This is a genomic window from Halorubrum sp. ASP1, assembly GCF_005435135.1.
Taxonomy (GTDB): Archaea; Halobacteriota; Halobacteria; order Halobacteriales; family Haloferacaceae; genus Halorubrum; species Halorubrum tropicale.
Genome location: NZ_SGUA01000014.1, coordinates 48189 through 64552 on the forward strand (window position 1 = coordinate 48189; position 16364 = coordinate 64552).

Genomic DNA, 16364 nt, shown 5'->3' on the forward strand with positions numbered 1-16364 from the left:
CCGTCAGTCGTCCGCCGTCGCGTCGCGACCGATCTGGTTGACGCCGAGCGAGCCGACGAGTTCGGTGCGGGGGTACGGGAACCCGATGCCGGCCTCGTCGGAGCGTCGCATGACGGTCTCCGCGAGCGCGTGTTTGACGCCGCCGGCCCCGGTCTCCGCGGGGTCGTCCACACCCGGTGGTTGAACACGACGGCGGAGTCGCCGAGCGCGGTCAGCGGTGCGGCCGGCTCCGGGTCGGCGAGCAGGCCCGCCTGAAGTAGTTGCGTAGTCACACCGTCTCCGATCGTCGCCGTTGGAGTTAGGTACGGTCGATAAATCGGGTGTGTGGCCTAACGAGCCGAAAAAGAGCGTCCGGCCGACCGAGTCGCGCCCGGGGCTACTCCGCGGCGCCCCACTGCTCGACGCGCTTCGGGCGGTCCGAGACCGCCATCACGTCGAGGTCGTCGCCCGCGTGGTCGAGCGCCTCCAGCGCCGCCTTCGCGGAGGCGTGCGTCGAGAAGTAGGTGATCTCCTCCTCGACGGCGACCTCCAGCAGGTCGCGCTGGCGCGAGACGATGAGGTCGAGGTCGCCGCGCTTGGCGGCCTCGATCAGGTCCGTCGCCTCGCTCAGTTCGAAGTGCTCGGCGTAGCCCGCGACGAGCGCCTCGCCCGCCTCGGTGTCCGGGTCCGGGAACTCCTCGGCCGAGAGGTCGACGACGGCGGTGCCGGACTCCGGGATCGGCTTCCCGGTGGCGTCCTGCGCCTTGTCGTACGCCTTGCCGAAGGAGGTCGCGGTGCCCATCACCTCGCCGGTGGACTTCATCTCCGGCCCGAGCCGCGGGTCCGAGCCCGGCAGGCGGTCGAAGGGCAGGACGACCTCCTTCACCGAGCGGTGTGCGGGGATCTGCTCGTCGGCGTCGAGGTCGGCGAGCGTCAGGTCGTCGGTCATCACCTTCGCCGCCAGCTTCGCGATGGGGACGCCCGTCGCCTTCGAGACGAACGGGACGGTGCGCGAAGAGCGGGGGTTCGCCTCCAACACGTACACCTCGCTGTCCGCCTCGGGGTCGTCGACGCCGGTCACGGCGAGCTGGACGTTGAGCAGGCCGACCGTGTCGAGCGCGCGGGCGATGTCCTCGGTGACCTCGCGGACCCGACCGAGCGTCTCGTCGCCGAGCGAGCGCGGCGGGATCATGCACGCGGAGTCGCCCGAGTGGACGCCCGCGCTCTCGACGTGCTCCATCACGCCGCCGAGCAGCACGTCCTCGCCGTCCGCGACGGCGTCGACGTCCAGCTCGACCGCGTCGTCGAGGAACTGGTCGACTAAGATCGGCTTGTCCGGCGAGACGCGGACCGCCTCCTCGATGTATTCCTCCAGCTCGGCGTCGTCCTCGACGACACGCATCGCGCGGCCGCCCAGCACGTAGGAGGGGCGCACGAGGACCGGGTAGCCGATCTCGTGGGCGAGTTCGAGCGCCTCCGCCTCGCTCGTCGCGGTGCCGCCCTCTGGCTGGGCGATCCCCAGCTCGTCCATCAGGACGTTGAACCGGTCGCGGTCCTCGGCGAGGTCCATGGCCTCGACGCTCGTGCCCATGATTTCGCAGTCGAGCCCGCGGCGGTCGATCTCCGCCTCGAGGGGTTCGCCCACGTTGACGGAGGTCTGCCCGCCGAACTGGACCATCACGCCGTCGGCGCCGGTCGTCTCGATCACGTCGGCGACCTCCTCGGCGGAGATGGGCTCGAAGAACAGCCCGTCGGAGGTGTCGTAGTCGGTCGAGACCGTCTCGGGGTTGTTGTTGATCACGTGCGCGTCGATGCCCAGCTCGCGGAGCGCGCGCACCGCGTGGACCGCGCAGTAGTCGAACTCGACGCCCTGCCCGATGCGGATCGGCCCGCCGCCGACGACCACGACGCTCTCGACGTCGGGGTCGACGCGGACCTCGTTCGCCGCGCCCGCGGTGTCGGCGCCCCGGAGGAACTCCGGTAGGCGCGCGGAGTAGTAGTACGGGGTGGAGGCCTCGAACTCGCCCGCGCAGGTGTCGACCTGCTTGTAGGTGCGGTCGGGGACGGCGCTCTCGACTTGCCCCACGTCGGCGTCGACGCCGCCGGCGGTCGCGGTCGCCGCGATCTCGGCGTCGGTGCGGCCGACCATCGCGGCCTCGGTGAAGTCGCCCTCGGCGGCCGCGGCGGTGCCCTCGGCGATGTTCTCGAAGCGCTCGACGTACCAGCGGTGGATGCCAGTCAGGTCGATGACCTCGTCGACCGAGTACCCGCGGTCGAACGCCTCGAACATCGCGTACGGGCGGTCCGGGCTCGGCCGTTCGAGATACTCCGACTCCAGCTCGCCGTCGTCGACCGCGTCGAAGTCGACGGCGGGGTCGTACTCCGAGGAGCGGAGCGCCTTCACCATGCTCTCCTCGAAGGTGCGGCCGATCGACATCGCCTCGCCGGTGGACTTCATCGCGGTGCCGAGCTCGAAGTCCACGTCGTCGAACTTGTCGATGGGCCACCGCGGCACCTTCGTCACCACGTAGTCGATGGCGGGCTCGAAGGCCGCCGTCGTCTCGCCGGTGATCTCGTTGTCGATCTCGTGGAGCCGCTTGCCCAGTGCGACCTTCGCCGTGACGCGGGCGATCGGGTACCCGGTCGCCTTCGACGCGAGCGCGGAGGAGCGCGAGACGCGGGGGTTCACCTCGACGACGCGGTACTCGCCGCCGGGGGTGCCGTCGTCGTGCCACGCGAACTGGATGTTACAGCCGCCCTGGATCCCTAAGTCGCGGATCACTTCGAGCGCCGCGTCCCGCATCTCCTGGTGACCGTCGTCGGGGATCACCTGCGACGGCGTGACGACCGTCGACTCGCCGGTGTGGATCCCCATCGGGTCGATGTTCTCCATGTTACAGATGATGATACAGGAGTCGTCGGCGTCCCGCATCACCTCGTACTCTAACTCGACCCAGCCCGCGATGGACTCCGTGATCAGCACCTCGCTGTTGCGCGAGAGCCGCAGCCCCTTCCGGACGCGCTCGACCAGCTCCTCGAACTCGTCGACGACGCCGGAGCCGGAGCCGCCGAGGGTGTAGGTCGTCCGCGCGATGACTGGGAGGCCGCCCACCGCGTCGACCGCCTCCCGGACGCGCTCGCGGAAGGCCGCCTCGTCGAAGTCGGTGACCGACTCGTCGTCGTCCAAGGAGATGGTGGTCGACTTCGGGACCGGCTGTCCGAGGCCCTCCATCCGCTGGCGGAACAGGTCGCGGTCCTCCGTCGCGTAGATGGTGTCCAGCGGCGTCCCCATCACCTCGACGCCGTGTTCCTCCAAGATCCCCTCCTCCGCGAGTTCGGCGGTGACGTTGAGCCCGGTCTGCCCGCCGAGCCCCGCGATGACGCCGTCCGGCTCCTCGATGCGGATGACCTCCGCGATGGCCTCGGGCGTGATCGGCTCGATGTACACCCGGTCGGCCGTCTCGGGGTCGGTCATGATGGTGGCGGGGTTCGAGTTCACCAAGACGACGCGGGCGCCCTCCTCTTGGAGCGCGCGACACGCCTGGGCGCCCGAGTAGTCGAACTCGGCCGCCTGTCCGATCTGAATCGGTCCGCTGCCGATAAGGAGAATCGTCCGGTCCTCGCTCATTACGCGGACCGAATACGCTCATCGTAATAAGGCCGACGATAGAATACGAATCTCGCAGCGAGTTTGCGATTTTCGCAAGGTACGTCAGACCATGGCGCACGAAACAGCGTAACACGCCTCCCGACGATTTATCAAGGCACCGGACGCAGCCCGCCAACATGGTGTTTACGACGCCGCCGTCGCTCGGCGACGACCAGGCGCTCGCGATCGTGGCGCCCTCGCGGCCGGCTGACGCGGCGACGCTCCGGATCGGTCGCGATCGACTCGCCGCGCTTGGCGTCGAGACGCGGGTCTATCCGACGGCGGACCCCGACCGCGACGAACCGGCGTCGCCCGGAGCGCGCGCGGCCGACATCGAGGACGCCTTCGCGGACCCGGAGGTCGGCGCCGTGATGGCGTACACCGGCGGCGACGATCAGATCCGAGTCTTACGACACCTCGACGGCGACGCCCTCGCGGCGAACCCGACCCGCTTTTTCGGCTACAGCGACAACGACAACCTCCGGCTGTTCCTCTGGAACCGCGGGATCGTCAGCTACGGGCTCGGGGTTCACCCGGACCTCGTCTGCGACGCCGAACTCCACCCGTACACCGAGCGGTACCTCCGACGCGCGCTGTTCGAAGACTCGCTCGGCGCCGTCGACCCCGCCGACGAGTGAACGGACGAGTGGTTCGACTTCGAGACGGGCGAGCCGCGCGAGTGGCGCGAGAACCCTGGTCCGACGACGTGGGTCGGGCCGGACGCTGACCCCGAGGAGGCGGTCCGTGGCCGAACCTGGGGCGGCTCCTTCGCGATCGTGAAGTGGCACCTGCAGACGGAGCGGTTCCTCCCGGACCCCGAGCGGCTCGACGGGGCCGTCCTCGCGCTGGAGACCTCAGAGGACGCCCCGCCGCCGCGCGAGGTCGGGTACACGCTCCGCGCGATGGGCGAACGCGGATTGTTGGAGCGGTTCGGCGGCGTCGTTTTCGGGCGCCCGCGGACCAACGCGCCGCCGCTGGAGTGGAACCCGGACCCCGAGGAGTACCCCGCCGACATACGGCGCGTCGCGACCCGAGAGCTCGAACGGTACGCGCCCGGCGTCGTCGTCGGCTTCGGCTACGACTTCGGCCACACGGACCCCTCGTTCCCGCTCCCGCTCGGTGCGGTCGCGACGCTCGACCCGACCGGCGGCACGCTCCGGTTCGGGCCGGAGTGAGCGCGTGTCCCTTGCCGCGGGGGCCTGCGCTCAGGTTTCGAGCCGGTACCGATAGGGCCGGTCCGCGATGACCTCGACCTCGCCGCGCTCGGCCCACCGTCCCAGCACGGTGGCGACGCGGTGGGGACTGTCGATCTCCTCGCACTCCCCCGCGAGCGCGAGGATCTCCCGCGCCGTCAGCGGCTCGTCGGCCTCGGCGAGCACGCTCCGGATCCGGTCGTACCGGTCGTATTCACCGGCGCTCATACGTCTTACGTACGGTCCCCGAATATATAGGGTTCAGTGAGACAGGAGTCGGACAACCGTCAGACAGGAGGGCTGAGAGCCCCGTTATCGGGAGTTTGAGTCGCCGATCGCGGCGAGACCGGACACGCCGGGGTGGGCGGCGGAGCCCGTCGTCGCCCGCGATCAGGCGTACGGGTCCTCGGCCTCGAGGTCGCGCTCGGCGCGGTACTGGTCGACGAACTCGCTCACGTCGAACTCGACCATCTCCCGCTCGAACGCCGAGAGCGCCTCGTCGTCGTCGGCGTGGCTCACGGCGTGTTCCATCAGTTCGACGACGAGCTCGACGACGATCTCGTGGAGCCGGCGGGAGTCGAACTCGGTGACCCAGACCATCGCGTACCCGACGTCGGCGTTCTCGCTGGCGTCGTGCGCGACGACCGCCTCGGGGAACTCCTCCAAGACGACGCCGAGCAGGTGCGGCGTGTCGAACTCGGGCATCTCCTCGCTGGTGGTGTCGATCGCCTCGCGGAGGACCTCGACGAGGAACTCCGGGAGGAACCGCTCGGGCGGGTGAACGTCCATCACGACCGCGTGCGTCTCGCCGCAGGCGCACTCGTACTCGCGCATCCCGAGGTCCAGTTCGCCGACGCCGACCGTCTCCCCGCAGGGTAGCTCCAGCGCGTTCTCGTCGCCGCCGGGGACGCGGGGCTGGGACATGCCTCCGCTTGGTCGCTGTCGAGGTTAAAAGGAGCGGAACGGGGCGATCGCTGCTCGACATCCACGCCGACGAGCACGCCGTCGGACATATCGGTCTCCGCTTCGATGCGGGAACGCAAAAACGGTCGATCGCGACGGGTCCGAGCGGGGCGATTTGCGGCCCCGCGACTCAGGCGCTCACTGGAAGCCGATCCGGCCGCCGGTGTCGCGGAGCGACTCGCCGCCGCCGCCCTTGAACTGCTCTCTGACGTCCTCGTAGTACGCGAGGATGTCGTCGTTGATGGTCGGGCGCACCGACTCCATCGCGCGCCGGAAGTGCTTCATCTCGACCTCCTCGGCGTCGTCGTCGTCGCGCAGCGCCTCGATCGCGGCCTCGCGGGCGATCCCCTCTAGGTCGGAGCCGACGTAGCCGTCGGTGATCTCGGCGATTTCACGGAGGCTCACGTCGGGCGCGAGCGGCGTGTTCCGGGTGTGGATGTCGAGGATCTGCTCGCGGCCCTCCCGGTCGGGCTGGCCGATCATCACGAGCCGGTCGAACCGGCCAGAGCGCAGCAGCGCGGGGTCGATCATGTCCGGCCGGTTCGTCGCGCCAATGACCATCACGTCGCCCATGTCTTCGAGGCCGTCGAGCTCCGTCAGGAGCTGGTTGACGACGCGCTCGGAGACGTTGTTCCCCATCTCCTGACCGCGCGAGGGCGCGAGGCTGTCCAGCTCGTCGAAGAAGATTATCGTCGGGCTCACCTGCCGGGCCTTCCGGAAGGTCTGTCTGATCGCCTTCTCCGACTCGCCGACCCACTTCGAGAGCAGCTGCGGCCCCCGCACCGAGATGAAGTTCGCGTTCGTCTCGTTGGCGACGGCCTTCGCCATCAGCGTCTTCCCGGTGCCGGGCGGGCCGTACAGTAGCACGCCCTTCGGGGCGTCGACGCCCATCCGGTCGAACTTCTCCGGCGAGGTGAGCGGCCACTCGACGGACTCTTGGACCTGCTGTTTGGCGTCTTCGAGCCCACCGACGTTGTCCCACGAGATCTTCGGGAGCTCGACGAGCACCTCCCGCATCGCCGACGGCTCCACCTCGTTGAGCGCGCCGGAGAAGTCGTCGCGCTTGACGATCATCCGGTCGATGAGGCTCGGGGGCACCTCCTCCTCGTCTAAGTCGATCTCGGGGAGGTATCGGCGCAGCGCCTTCATCGCGGCCTCCTTGGTGAGGCTCTCGATGTCGGCGCCGACGAAGCCGTGCGTCTCGTCGGCGAGGTGGTCTAAGCTCACGTCGTCCGACAGCGGCATGCCGCGGGTGTGGATCTGGAGGATCTCCTTGCGGCCCACCTCGTCGGGGACGCCGATCTCGATCTCGCGGTCGAACCGGCCCGGCCGGCGGAGCGCGGGGTCGACGCTGTCGACGCGGTTCGTCGCGCCGATGACGATCACCTGTCCGCGGGTCTCTAACCCGTCCATCATCGTCAGCAGCTGGGCGACGACGCGGCGCTCGACCTCGCCCGTCACGTCCTCGCGCTTCGGCGCGATGGAGTCCAGCTCGTCGATGAAGATGATCGAGGGCGACTCCTCCTTCGCGTCCTCGAAGATCTCGCGGAGCTGCTGTTCGGACTCGCCGTAGTACTTCGAGATGATCTCCGGCCCGGCGATCGAGAAGAACGACGCCGAGGTCTCGTTGGCGACGGCCTTCGCGAGCAGGGTCTTCCCGGTCCCCGGCGGCCCGTGGAGCAGGACGCCCTGCGGCGGCTCGATGCCGAGCTTCGAGAAGATCTGCGGGTGCTTCATCGGCAGCTCGACCATCTCGCGGACGCGCTGGATCTCGGACTGGAGGCCGCCGATGTCCTCGTAGGTGATTCCGCCCCCGGTCTTCTCGAACCCGGAGATCGGTTCCTCGCGAAGCTCGACCTCCGTGTCCTCGGTGATGAGACAGACGCCGTCGGGCTCCGTCTCGACCGCGATCAGCGGGATCGCCTGCCCGGGCGACCGCATGAACGGGTGGTTCGTCGACGACATCACGGGAACGATGTCGCGCTCGACGACCGGGCGCTTGAGGATCTGCCGTTTGACCATGCCGGCGGCGTCGGATCCGAACTGGACCGACGCCTCCTCCGGCGGGGCCAACACCAGCTTGTCGGCCTTTTCTGCCTCCGCCTTCCGGATAGTGACGCGCTCGCCGATGCCGACGTCCGCGTTCTGCCGCGTGAACCCGTCCACGCGCACGGTGTCGGTGTTCCAGTCCTGGCGGTCGGCGCGCCAGACCTTCGCGGCGGTCGTCTCCGCGCCCTCGATCTCGATGATGTCGCCGGGCGAGAGCTTCAGGTGGAGCAGGGTGTCGGGGTCGAGTCGGGCGATGCCGCGCCCCGAGTCGTTCGGGTACGCCTTCGCCACTTCGAGTTGGACTTCGTTCATGATTCCTCGCGGGGGATGGTCGTATCTGGATCCGGTCCGGGAATAAGCCTGTTGCCCGTGCCCGGCCCGCCGATTCCGCCGGTCCGATCGGCGGCCGCGATAGGCTGTGTGATCATATAGCACGATACGGAGTCCGGTCATAAAACCCCGTCGTAAGCGTGCGTTTTCGCCGTGGACTCGCGGCCGCTCTACCGGACGTTCGTTCGCCGTTCGCCGCGGCGTGTGCGTCGAAGCGACGCCGCTACCGCGGGCCGAGAACGACTTCGGGGGCGAAAACCGTGACCAAGAGCAGCCCTGTCAACAGGAGGACCGCAGCGACACGAACCCAGCCCGCCAACCGGCGACGCTCCGCCGGCAGGGACTCGGCGACCCCGGACAGCGCGAACCCGACCGCCATGACGAGCGCGTTGACCGAGGCGACGCCGCGGAGGACGCCGAAGTAGACGTAGATGCTCGCCATGAGGAGTGAGGAGGCGAACATCGCGTACGCGTTGAGTCCGCCGGACGGTTCGCTGAAGACGACCTCGCTGATTCCGGAGGGCACGGTACGAGCCGATCGCTCGGCGACGCGGATATGATTGGTGAAACGGAGAGTGTCCCGCCGGCGTTGCTCGCGGTCCCAGCCTGTGTGCGGACCCTCCGGCGACTACCGTCGGCTCGGACGTGTCACCGGCCGATAGGCTCGACGGAGCCGCCGATCCGGGGGTATTTGTCGGACAGTCGCCTCGGAGGAGCCATGCGAACGCTCGTCTTCGACGGTCGGACCGGCGCCGCCGGCGACATGATCTGCGCCGCGCTGATCGCGGCCGGCGCCGACCCCGCGGTCCTCGGCCCGGTGCGCGACGCGCTCCCGGTCCGGTACGCGGTCGGCGAGACGGAGAAGAACGGGATCCGCGCGACGACCGTCGACGTCCTCGTCGACGGCGACGACGCGGGAGACGCCGATTCGGATCGCGGCCACGCCCACGACAACGATCATAGTCACGGTCACGACCATAGCCCCGACAACGACCATAGTCACGACCACGGTCATGACCACGAGACGGACGCCTCCCGAGACGAGACGCACGCCGAGGGCGCCGGCGTCCACCGCTCCTACCGCGAGGTGGTCGACCTCGTCGAGTCGATGGGCCTCCCCGCCGCGGTCGAGTCGACCGCGCTCGACGCCTTCGAACTACTCGGGCGCGCGGAGGCGTCGGTCCACGGCACCGACCTCGACGAGACGCACTTCCACGAGGTGGGGGCGGACGACGCGATCGCCGACGTGGTCGGCGCGGCGCTGCTGTTAGCGGACCTCGACCCGGAGCGCGTGGTCACGACGCCGGTCGCCGCCGGCGGTGGGACGGTTGAGATGAGCCACGGCACGTACCCGGTGCCGGCCCCGGCGACGACAGAGATCGCGAGCCGGGCCGGCTTCCGGGTCGGCGGCGGGCCGATCGACCGCGAACTGCTCACGCCTACGGGCGCCGCGATCCTCGGGGCCGTCGCGGAGGGCGTCGACGCGGTCCCGGCCTTGACGGTCGAGCGCGCGGGCTACGGCGCCGGTGACGCCGACTTCGAGCGCCATCCGAACGTCCTCAGGGCGCTCGTCGGCGACGGGGGACCGACAGAGAGCGAGACCGCCCGGGAACGAACCGCAGGCGGCGCCCTCGTCCGCGACGACATCGCCGTCTTGGAGACCAACCTCGACGACGCCGCGCCGGAGGTCCTCGGCGGGCTCCAAGAGACCCTCAAACACGCCGGGGCGCGGGACGTGACGATCGTCCCGACGACGATGAAGAAGTCCCGTCCGGGCCACCTCGTGAAGGTGATCTGTAAGCCGGCGGACGCCGAGGCTGTCGCGGAGCGACTCGCCCGCGAGACGGGGACGCTCGGGGTGCGCCAGTCCGGGGCGAGTCACCGCTGGATCGCGGAGCGCGAGTTCGAGACGGCGACGCTCCGTGTCGACGGCGCGGACCGCGAGGTGGCCGTGAAGGTCGCCTCGACGACGGACGGAGAGGTGTACGACGTCAGCGGGGAGTACGACGACGCGGCCGCGGTCGCCGAGGCGACAGGGCTCCCGATCCGGGCGGTGCTCCGACGGGCCGAAGCCGAGGTTCGGGAGCGGTTCGCCGAGGAATAGCCGGACTGTCGACCGCCGGACTCGCCCCGTCAGTCGGGCGGGTCGACGCGCTCGACGCGCTCGGGGTCGACACCGAAGCCGTCGGCGAGGCGCTCCCGGACGCGGTCAGCGACGACCGACTCGCCCGTGCCGAACTCGGCCGCCGAGGCCGCCTCCTCGTCGACCGCGAGGGTGGCGACCGCCTCGACCGTGGTGTCGTTGAGGCCGGGGCGGAGGCCGGCGATATCCAGCTCCTCGACGCGGAGGCCGTCGATTCGCTCGATCTGTGCTCTGGCGCCGGCGACGAGGTCGCCGGTGGCCGCCTGCGAGACGCGGACGGTCACCGTGGCCTCGACCGACGGCGTGTGGATGGCTGCCGCCATACGCCCTCGCCGCGAGTCGAACGCGGCGCGGCCGGTCGGCGTCCCGGGTCGCGACCCCGGGACCGATCGGCCCGCGTCCTCGAACGCCGTCGGCGGCGCTCGCGAGGGTGACGGTCGTCCGACTCGACGCGCGCGACGGACAGCCGCGGCTGGAGAGAACGGGGTGCGGTCCGTCCCGCGGGGAAACCTCCCCAGCCGACGCGCGTCACGCGGTCGGGTGGACGGACCGTAGGTTCGGAATCCCGGAGCCGATCCCGCTCCACCCGAGGAACGCGACGCTCGCGGACCGCACGAGCGTCGAGGTGGTGGAGCGGGTCATAGTCGGGTTCCGCGGCGCGGAATGCGCCGTTGATCACCGCATATGTCGGTTCCATATTAAAATTATGTTAGTTATGCGACCACATAACACGGCGTGTTCGATCCGAGAGGCGCCGAGAATCCGCCGGAGCGGCCGCGGGCGTCCCGTTCCGTCGACGACGAGACGACAGGCCTATGCCGGCCGCCCGACCAGTTGCGCGTAAGCAGTCACCGCCATGATCGAGCGCATTCACACGTCGGACGTCGAACCGGACGCGGACGAGGTCGCCATCGCCGGCCACGTCCACGAGATCCGCGACCTTGGGGGCCTCGTCTTCCTCATCGTACGCGACCGCGAGGGGCTCATCCAGATCGTCTTCAAGGAGGAGCGCGAGCCCGAGCTGTTCGAGGCCGTTCAGGACGTCGGCGCCGAGGACGTGGTCCGCGTCGTCGGCGAACCGTTGGAGAGCGACCAGGCGCCCGGCGGCGTCGAGATCGCGCCCACCGAGTACGAGGTCATCGACGAGGCCGACTCGCCGCTGCCCTTAGAGATCTCGAAGGACATCGAGGTCGACCTCTCGACTCGGCTCGACAACCGCGCGCTCGACCTCCGGAAGCCGGAGACGCTGGCGGTGTTCACCCTGCGCTCGGAGCTGATCACCGCGATGGAGGAGTGGTTCGAGTCGGAGGGGTACGTCGACATCAAGACGCCGCTGATCTCGAAGGGGGGCGCCGAGGGCGGCGCGGAGCTGTTCCCGATCCTCTACTACAACCAGGACGCGTTCCTCTCGCAGAGCCCGCAGCTGTACAAGCAGATGCTGATGGCTTCCGGCTACGAGGCCGTCTACGAGACCGGCACCGCGTTCCGCGCGGAGGACTTCGCGACCTCGCGACACGTCTCCGAGATCGCGATGTTCGACGTCGAGCTGGCGTACATCGACGACGAGGACGACGTGATGGACGTCCAAGAGGAGTCGCTCCGGTACGCGCTCAGCGAGGTCGCCGAGAACGCTGAGCGCGAGCTCGACCTCCTGGACGTGGACTTAGAGGTCCCCGAGGACGACTTCCCGCGGATCACCTTCGACGAGGCGCTCGACATCTTAGAGACCGAGTACGGGCATTTCCCGGACGACCCGACCGACCTCGACACGAAGGGGGAGAAGCTGCTCGGCGAGCACTTCGAGGAGCAGGGCCACCCCGCGTTCTTTGTCGTCGGCTACCCCGACGAGAAGTTCTACTATATGCAGGACGTCCCCGACGACGACATCGCCTCCCGGAAGTTCGACCTGATTTATAAAGGCCAGGAGCTCTCCTCGGGCGGGCAGCGGGAGCACAACGTGGAGCGTATGGTCGAAGTGATGGAGGAAGAGGGCGTCGAGACGAGCAACTTCGAGTTCTACATCGAGGCGCTGAGCTACGGCACGCCCCCGCACGGCGGCTACGGGCTCGGCATCGATCGCCTCGTCCAGAAGGTCGCCGACCTCGACAACATCAAAGAGGCGATCATGTTCCCGCGCGACCCGAACCGGCTGGAGCCGTAGGCGGCGCGACTCTTCGGGTCTGGTCCGCGTCCGGTTCGCGTCGCGGGTGTGGCGGCCCGACCATTGACCAAGCGGATCTCCGTTCCCCTCCCCGGCCGCGCGGGCGAAGTTCCACTCGCCGCGCGAGCGGCTTCTCCCTCGGTCGACGTGAGCGGTCATTTATAAGTGCTCGCTGAGTACGGGTACATCCCGTTTTCAGGGGCTCTATTCTCCGTTTAACCGAATTAAATCGGGCGCAACTCGGCTGAACGGCTTGCGCCATTAAAGGGCATCGGGGCCCGAGGTCGAGTCGCAATGAACGCACTCCGAACGACGCTGCTCGTGGCGCTGGCCACGGTCGTACTGATCGGGACCGGCGCGGCCGCCGGTGCCGTCGCGGCGACGCCCGGCCCGGACGACGCCCCCGGCGACGCCGGGCCGCCGGGCGACCTCCCGGACCAGGTGCCCGACTTCGTCGGCGGCATCCTCGACAGCGTGAACGAGTTCCTCGACGGCGGCGTCGACGACCTCGGCGAGACCGTGAGCGAGGTCGCCGGGAACGGCGCCGGCGAGAGCGACGCGAGCGACGGAACGGACGCCGACGGGGGTGCGTAACGTGACGGACCGCAAGCCCGACTTCGACGCGCTCGACCGCCGGACCTACCTTCGGGCGACCGGCGCCGCGGCGCTCGGTGCGGCCGGCCTCGCCGGCTGCGTCGGCCGCGCGACCGGGACGCTCGCGACGCAGGTCACGGACCAGCCGGCGGACATCGGCGACTTCGAGTCGCTCGTCGTCACCGTCGAGGGGTTCTGGCTCGGGCCGGAGGGCGCCGAGTCGGACGACGAGGACGGCAACGAGACCGACACCGGTGACGACTCGGGCGAGGGCGACGACGCGGACGCCGGCGGCAACGAGACCGATGGGGAGGAGGACGCCGAGGAGGGTCGCGAGTACTTCGAGTTCGACGAGCCGCAGGAGGCCGACCTCGTCGAGCTTCAGAACGGCGAGACGAAGCTGATCGACGAGCGCGAGCTTCAGACCGGCGAGTACCCGTACCTCCAACTGGACGTGTCGTCGGCAGACGGGACGCTCACCGACGGGAGCGACGCGACCGTCGACCTGCCGGGCAACGCGCCCCTGAAGTTCAACGAGTCGTTCGAGATCCGCGAGAACACGCGGACGACGTTCACTGCGGACTTCGCGCCTGTGCTGCGGGGAAACGGCCGCTACCTCCTCCGGCCGGTGCCGAGCGGCATCGAGGTCGAGTACGAGAAGTCGAGCGAGTCCGACGGGAGCGGTTCGAGCGGCGACAACGAGACCGCCGACGCGTAGCGCCGCCGCAGTCCCCCGGTCCCCCGTTGGAGCCGCGGTCGCGTCCGTCGCACGCACGCGCGAGCGCGGACCGCGCCGCGGCTTCGGGGTCAGGGCTGGGTCGGTTCCCGGGATTCGGGGACCGGGGGAATGCGCGCGCCGCTGCGGTCGGTCCCCGACTCGAGGCATCCCGTCGCCGTCAGAGGCACACGACCCGCACGGATCGTCCGCGCGACGACGACGCACGGACGGTCTTCGCTTTCTCCGATCCGTTCACCCGACCGCTCGCGGAGCGGCGTCGCTCTCTATTTAGTCAGGCGGCCGCCGCGTCCGACCGCACGAACGTCCGGTACAGGGGGCCGGCCAGCACCAGCGCGCCGACGCCGGCCATCCCGAGGATCACCGCGGGGTCCACGAGCGACCCGCTGCCCGCCGCGAGGCGGTCGAGCGAGACGCCGACGGCGACCCCGCAGAGGACCCACGGCAGCTCGCCGAGCGCGGTCCCGAAGACGAACGGTCGGGCCCCGACCCCCGCGGCCGCGGCGCCGACCGTCACCGCGTCGGAGGGGAGCGGCAGGAGTCGCGTCCCGGCCACGGCGCGCACGCCGCCGGACTCGGCCGCGAAGCGCTCGCCGGCGCGACAGAACCGCGCTGCGACGCCCGAGTCCTCGACTGTGTCGAGGTCGCCCCCGAGCCTGAGCCGCCCCGCCCGAGCGAGCGCGTACGGGGGCACGGCGGTGCCGACCACGAGCGCGAGCGCGAACGGCGTCCCGACCCAGCCGTATCCGAACCCGACGACGACGGCGAGCAGCGTCGTCGGCCACGCGAGGAGCGGTCTGACGGCCGCCAGCACGACCACGGCGGCGCCGAAGCGGAGAGGATCGGTCGCGAGCCAGCGGAGCCGCGAGAGCGCCGCCTCCGGGGAGACCGCGAGCGCGACCGCCGCGATCGCGGCGACGGCGGTCCCGCCGAGCGCGTACCGACCGACCGTGGTCCGGCGATTCACGCTCCCGCGTCCGCGGGCGTCCGGTAAACGCTTTGTGGGTGCGTTCGAGCGGGGGTCGCCGGCGCGACCGCCACGGTCACGACAGCTTCCCGAGCGCCTCGAAGAAGTCGGAGGGCGGCCCCGCGATCCGTATCGGCGGCGCGGCGCGCTCGACTGTCACCTCGACCGGCCCGTCGAGGGTCTCGGTGTCGCGGCCGTCGCTGACGACCGTCGCTCCCGCGTCGCTCTCGACGGCGACGGTGACGGTCGCGTCGGCGTCCACTACGAGCGGCGGCATCCCCTCGTCCGCGACCATCTCGTTGACGACCAGTCCACCGACATCGGGGTGGACCAGCGGGCCGCGCTCGGAGAGATTGTACGCCGTCGACCCGGTCGGCGTCGCCACGAGGACCCCGTCGGCGTGGCCGCCGGCGTACCGCGAGCCGTCGACGCGCACCTCGTAGTCGATGCCGCCGCCCGGCCCGCGGCGCCCGCCTTGGACGACCACCTCGTTCGCCGCCGGCGTCGAGGTCCAGTCGCCGGCGCTGGCCGCGAGCCGCGGAGCCTCGCGGACGTCCAAGCCGCCGTCGCGAAACGCCCGGATCTCGGCGCGGAGCGCCGTCGCCGCGTCCGCCGGCTGGACGGCGTTAAGAAAGCCGACCTCGCCGAGGTTCACGCCCACGATCGGGGTGTCGCCGGCGTTGCGCGCGACGAACAGGAACGTCCCGTCGCCGCCGACCGCGACGACCAGGTCGCAGTCGTCGAACGCGCCGACCGGCCGGGCCTCGTCGCCGGCGTCGAGGGCTGCGGCGGTCTCCTCGTCGAGCCAGACGCTCTCGTCCGCGTCGACGACGACGTCTCTGAGCGTCGCCGCGAGCGACGCCGCCCGCTCGCTGCCCTTTCGCGCCACGATGCCCACTTCCATGGCAGACCCATCCCGATCCCCGGATAAAAGCGTGCGGACATCGGGCGGCTCCGCCGGGTTCCCGGGTCTCGGCGCCCCGCCGGAAAGTTTCAAGCCGCTCGGCCGCGTTGCTCGGGCCATGTCGACCCCCCACGGGCGGCGAAAACGATGAGCGAGGAGGACGACTGGTTCGAGCGCGCGCTGCGCGAGACCGACGAGGAGTCCGACGAGCGGCCGGTGGGCGACGCGGCGGGCGGATCCGGCGACGACGAGGGAGCGGCGGACGGCCCGGCCGACGGAGCGGCAGAAATCGATCCCGCGAACGGCGATTCGGAGGACGGCGAGCCTGATCCCGTGTCGACCGACTACGACGATCCGGCGGCCGAGCTCGGCGACTTGGGCGGCGGTGCCGACTCCGAATCTAAGTCCGAAGATGCGGGCGAGGAGGTAGGCACGGAAACGGACGAGGCGGGGGCCGCGGCCGACGACGGTGGCTCGTTCGACGGCAATGTCGGAGGCGACGACGAGTCCGGAGGCGAAGGGCAGACCCCCCCATCGGCGGACGACGGCGTGCCGGCCGACGCGTTCGGCGACCTCGACGCGGACGAGGGGTTCGACTCCCTCGGCGGGGACGACCCCTTCGGCGGGGGTGGCGGGACAGACGCTGACGGCGTCCCCGAGAGCGGCTCCGGCGCGGGGACGGACACCGGTTCGGGC

13 protein-coding genes and 2 pseudogenes are annotated in these 16364 nt (G+C 70.3%); 6 read left to right on the plus strand and 9 right to left on the minus strand.

From position 1 onward, the window contains the following. Positions 1-3: 3 nt before the first annotated feature. On the minus strand, positions 4-171 hold the full coding sequence (locus tag EXE48_RS18510) for a hypothetical protein (RefSeq protein ID WP_158295140.1): 168 nt from the start codon (positions 169-171) through the stop codon (positions 4-6). 205 nt (positions 172-376) lie between these two features. Next, entirely contained in the window at positions 377-3607 is a 3231-nt protein-coding gene (carB, locus tag EXE48_RS16250; RefSeq protein ID WP_137712046.1) for a carbamoyl-phosphate synthase large subunit, read from the minus strand. Positions 3608-3765: 158 nt separating this feature from the next. Between carB and EXE48_RS16255 the strand changes: the two are divergent. After that, positions 3766-4803 (plus strand): annotated as a pseudogene (locus EXE48_RS16255) (S66 family peptidase). A gap of 30 nt (positions 4804-4833) precedes the next feature. Here the strand turns inward: EXE48_RS16255 and EXE48_RS16260 are convergent. The 4 genes from EXE48_RS16260 to EXE48_RS16275 all read right to left on the minus strand — a co-directional run bounded on the left by EXE48_RS16260 (position 4834) and on the right by EXE48_RS16275 (position 8689). Beyond that, a complete protein-coding gene (locus EXE48_RS16260) occupies positions 4834-5049 on the minus strand; it encodes a hypothetical protein (protein ID WP_053772599.1) in 216 nt (71 codons plus the stop codon). Positions 5050-5211: 162 nt separating this feature from the next. Then, positions 5212-5745, minus strand: coding sequence for a DUF5815 family protein (locus tag EXE48_RS16265; protein ID WP_053772598.1), 534 nt, complete (start codon positions 5743-5745; stop codon positions 5212-5214). A gap of 177 nt (positions 5746-5922) precedes the next feature. Next, the gene (locus tag EXE48_RS16270; protein WP_053772597.1) at positions 5923-8145 is read right to left on the minus strand and encodes a CDC48 family AAA ATPase; all 2223 of its coding nucleotides are present in this window, start codon (positions 8143-8145) and stop codon (positions 5923-5925) included. 241 nt (positions 8146-8386) lie between these two features. Beyond that, positions 8387-8689 (minus strand): DUF8011 family protein, encoded by a 303-nt coding sequence (locus EXE48_RS16275; protein ID WP_053772596.1) that lies wholly within the window; start codon positions 8687-8689, stop codon positions 8387-8389. A gap of 192 nt (positions 8690-8881) precedes the next feature. Here EXE48_RS16275 and larC point away from each other — a divergent pair, with 192 nt between their 5' ends. Beyond that, the gene (gene larC, locus EXE48_RS16280; RefSeq protein WP_053772595.1) at positions 8882-10267 is read left to right on the plus strand and encodes a nickel pincer cofactor biosynthesis protein LarC; all 1386 of its coding nucleotides are present in this window, start codon (positions 8882-8884) and stop codon (positions 10265-10267) included. 29 nt (positions 10268-10296) lie between these two features. On the opposite strand, the gene EXE48_RS16285 is transcribed toward larC, so the two are convergent. Next, positions 10297-10629 carry a hypothetical protein gene (locus EXE48_RS16285; protein ID WP_053772594.1) on the minus strand — a complete coding sequence of 111 codons (333 nt, stop codon included), beginning with the start codon at positions 10627-10629 and terminating at the stop codon, positions 10297-10299. Between the two features lie 533 nt (positions 10630-11162). On the opposite strand from EXE48_RS16285, the gene aspS reads away from it, so the two are divergent. From aspS to EXE48_RS16300, 3 genes are all read left to right on the plus strand, one after another. After that, positions 11163-12467 (plus strand): aspartate--tRNA(Asn) ligase, encoded by a 1305-nt coding sequence (gene aspS / locus EXE48_RS16290; RefSeq protein WP_053772593.1) that lies wholly within the window; start codon positions 11163-11165, stop codon positions 12465-12467. 294 nt (positions 12468-12761) lie between these two features. After that, the gene (locus tag EXE48_RS16295) at positions 12762-13061 is read left to right on the plus strand and encodes a hypothetical protein (protein WP_053772592.1); all 300 of its coding nucleotides are present in this window, start codon (positions 12762-12764) and stop codon (positions 13059-13061) included. A 1-nt stretch (position 13062) separates the two neighbouring features. Further along, positions 13063-13779, plus strand: a complete 717-nt coding sequence (locus EXE48_RS16300; RefSeq protein ID WP_053772591.1) for a DUF4382 domain-containing protein — start codon at positions 13063-13065, stop codon at positions 13777-13779. Between the two features lie 292 nt (positions 13780-14071). Here EXE48_RS16300 and EXE48_RS16305 read toward each other — a convergent pair whose 3' ends face one another. Together EXE48_RS16305 and EXE48_RS16310 are read right to left on the minus strand one after the other, a co-directional pair. Continuing rightward, positions 14072-14764, minus strand: a complete 693-nt coding sequence (locus EXE48_RS16305; RefSeq protein ID WP_137704367.1) for a VTT domain-containing protein — start codon at positions 14762-14764, stop codon at positions 14072-14074. 76 nt (positions 14765-14840) lie between these two features. After that, positions 14841-15668, minus strand: a complete 828-nt coding sequence (locus EXE48_RS16310; RefSeq protein WP_053772589.1) for an NAD(+)/NADH kinase — start codon at positions 15666-15668, stop codon at positions 14841-14843. Positions 15669-15815: 147 nt separating this feature from the next. Between EXE48_RS16310 and EXE48_RS16315 the strand changes: the two are divergent. After that, positions 15816-16364 (plus strand): annotated as a pseudogene (locus EXE48_RS16315) (KaiC domain-containing protein); the annotation flags it as partial.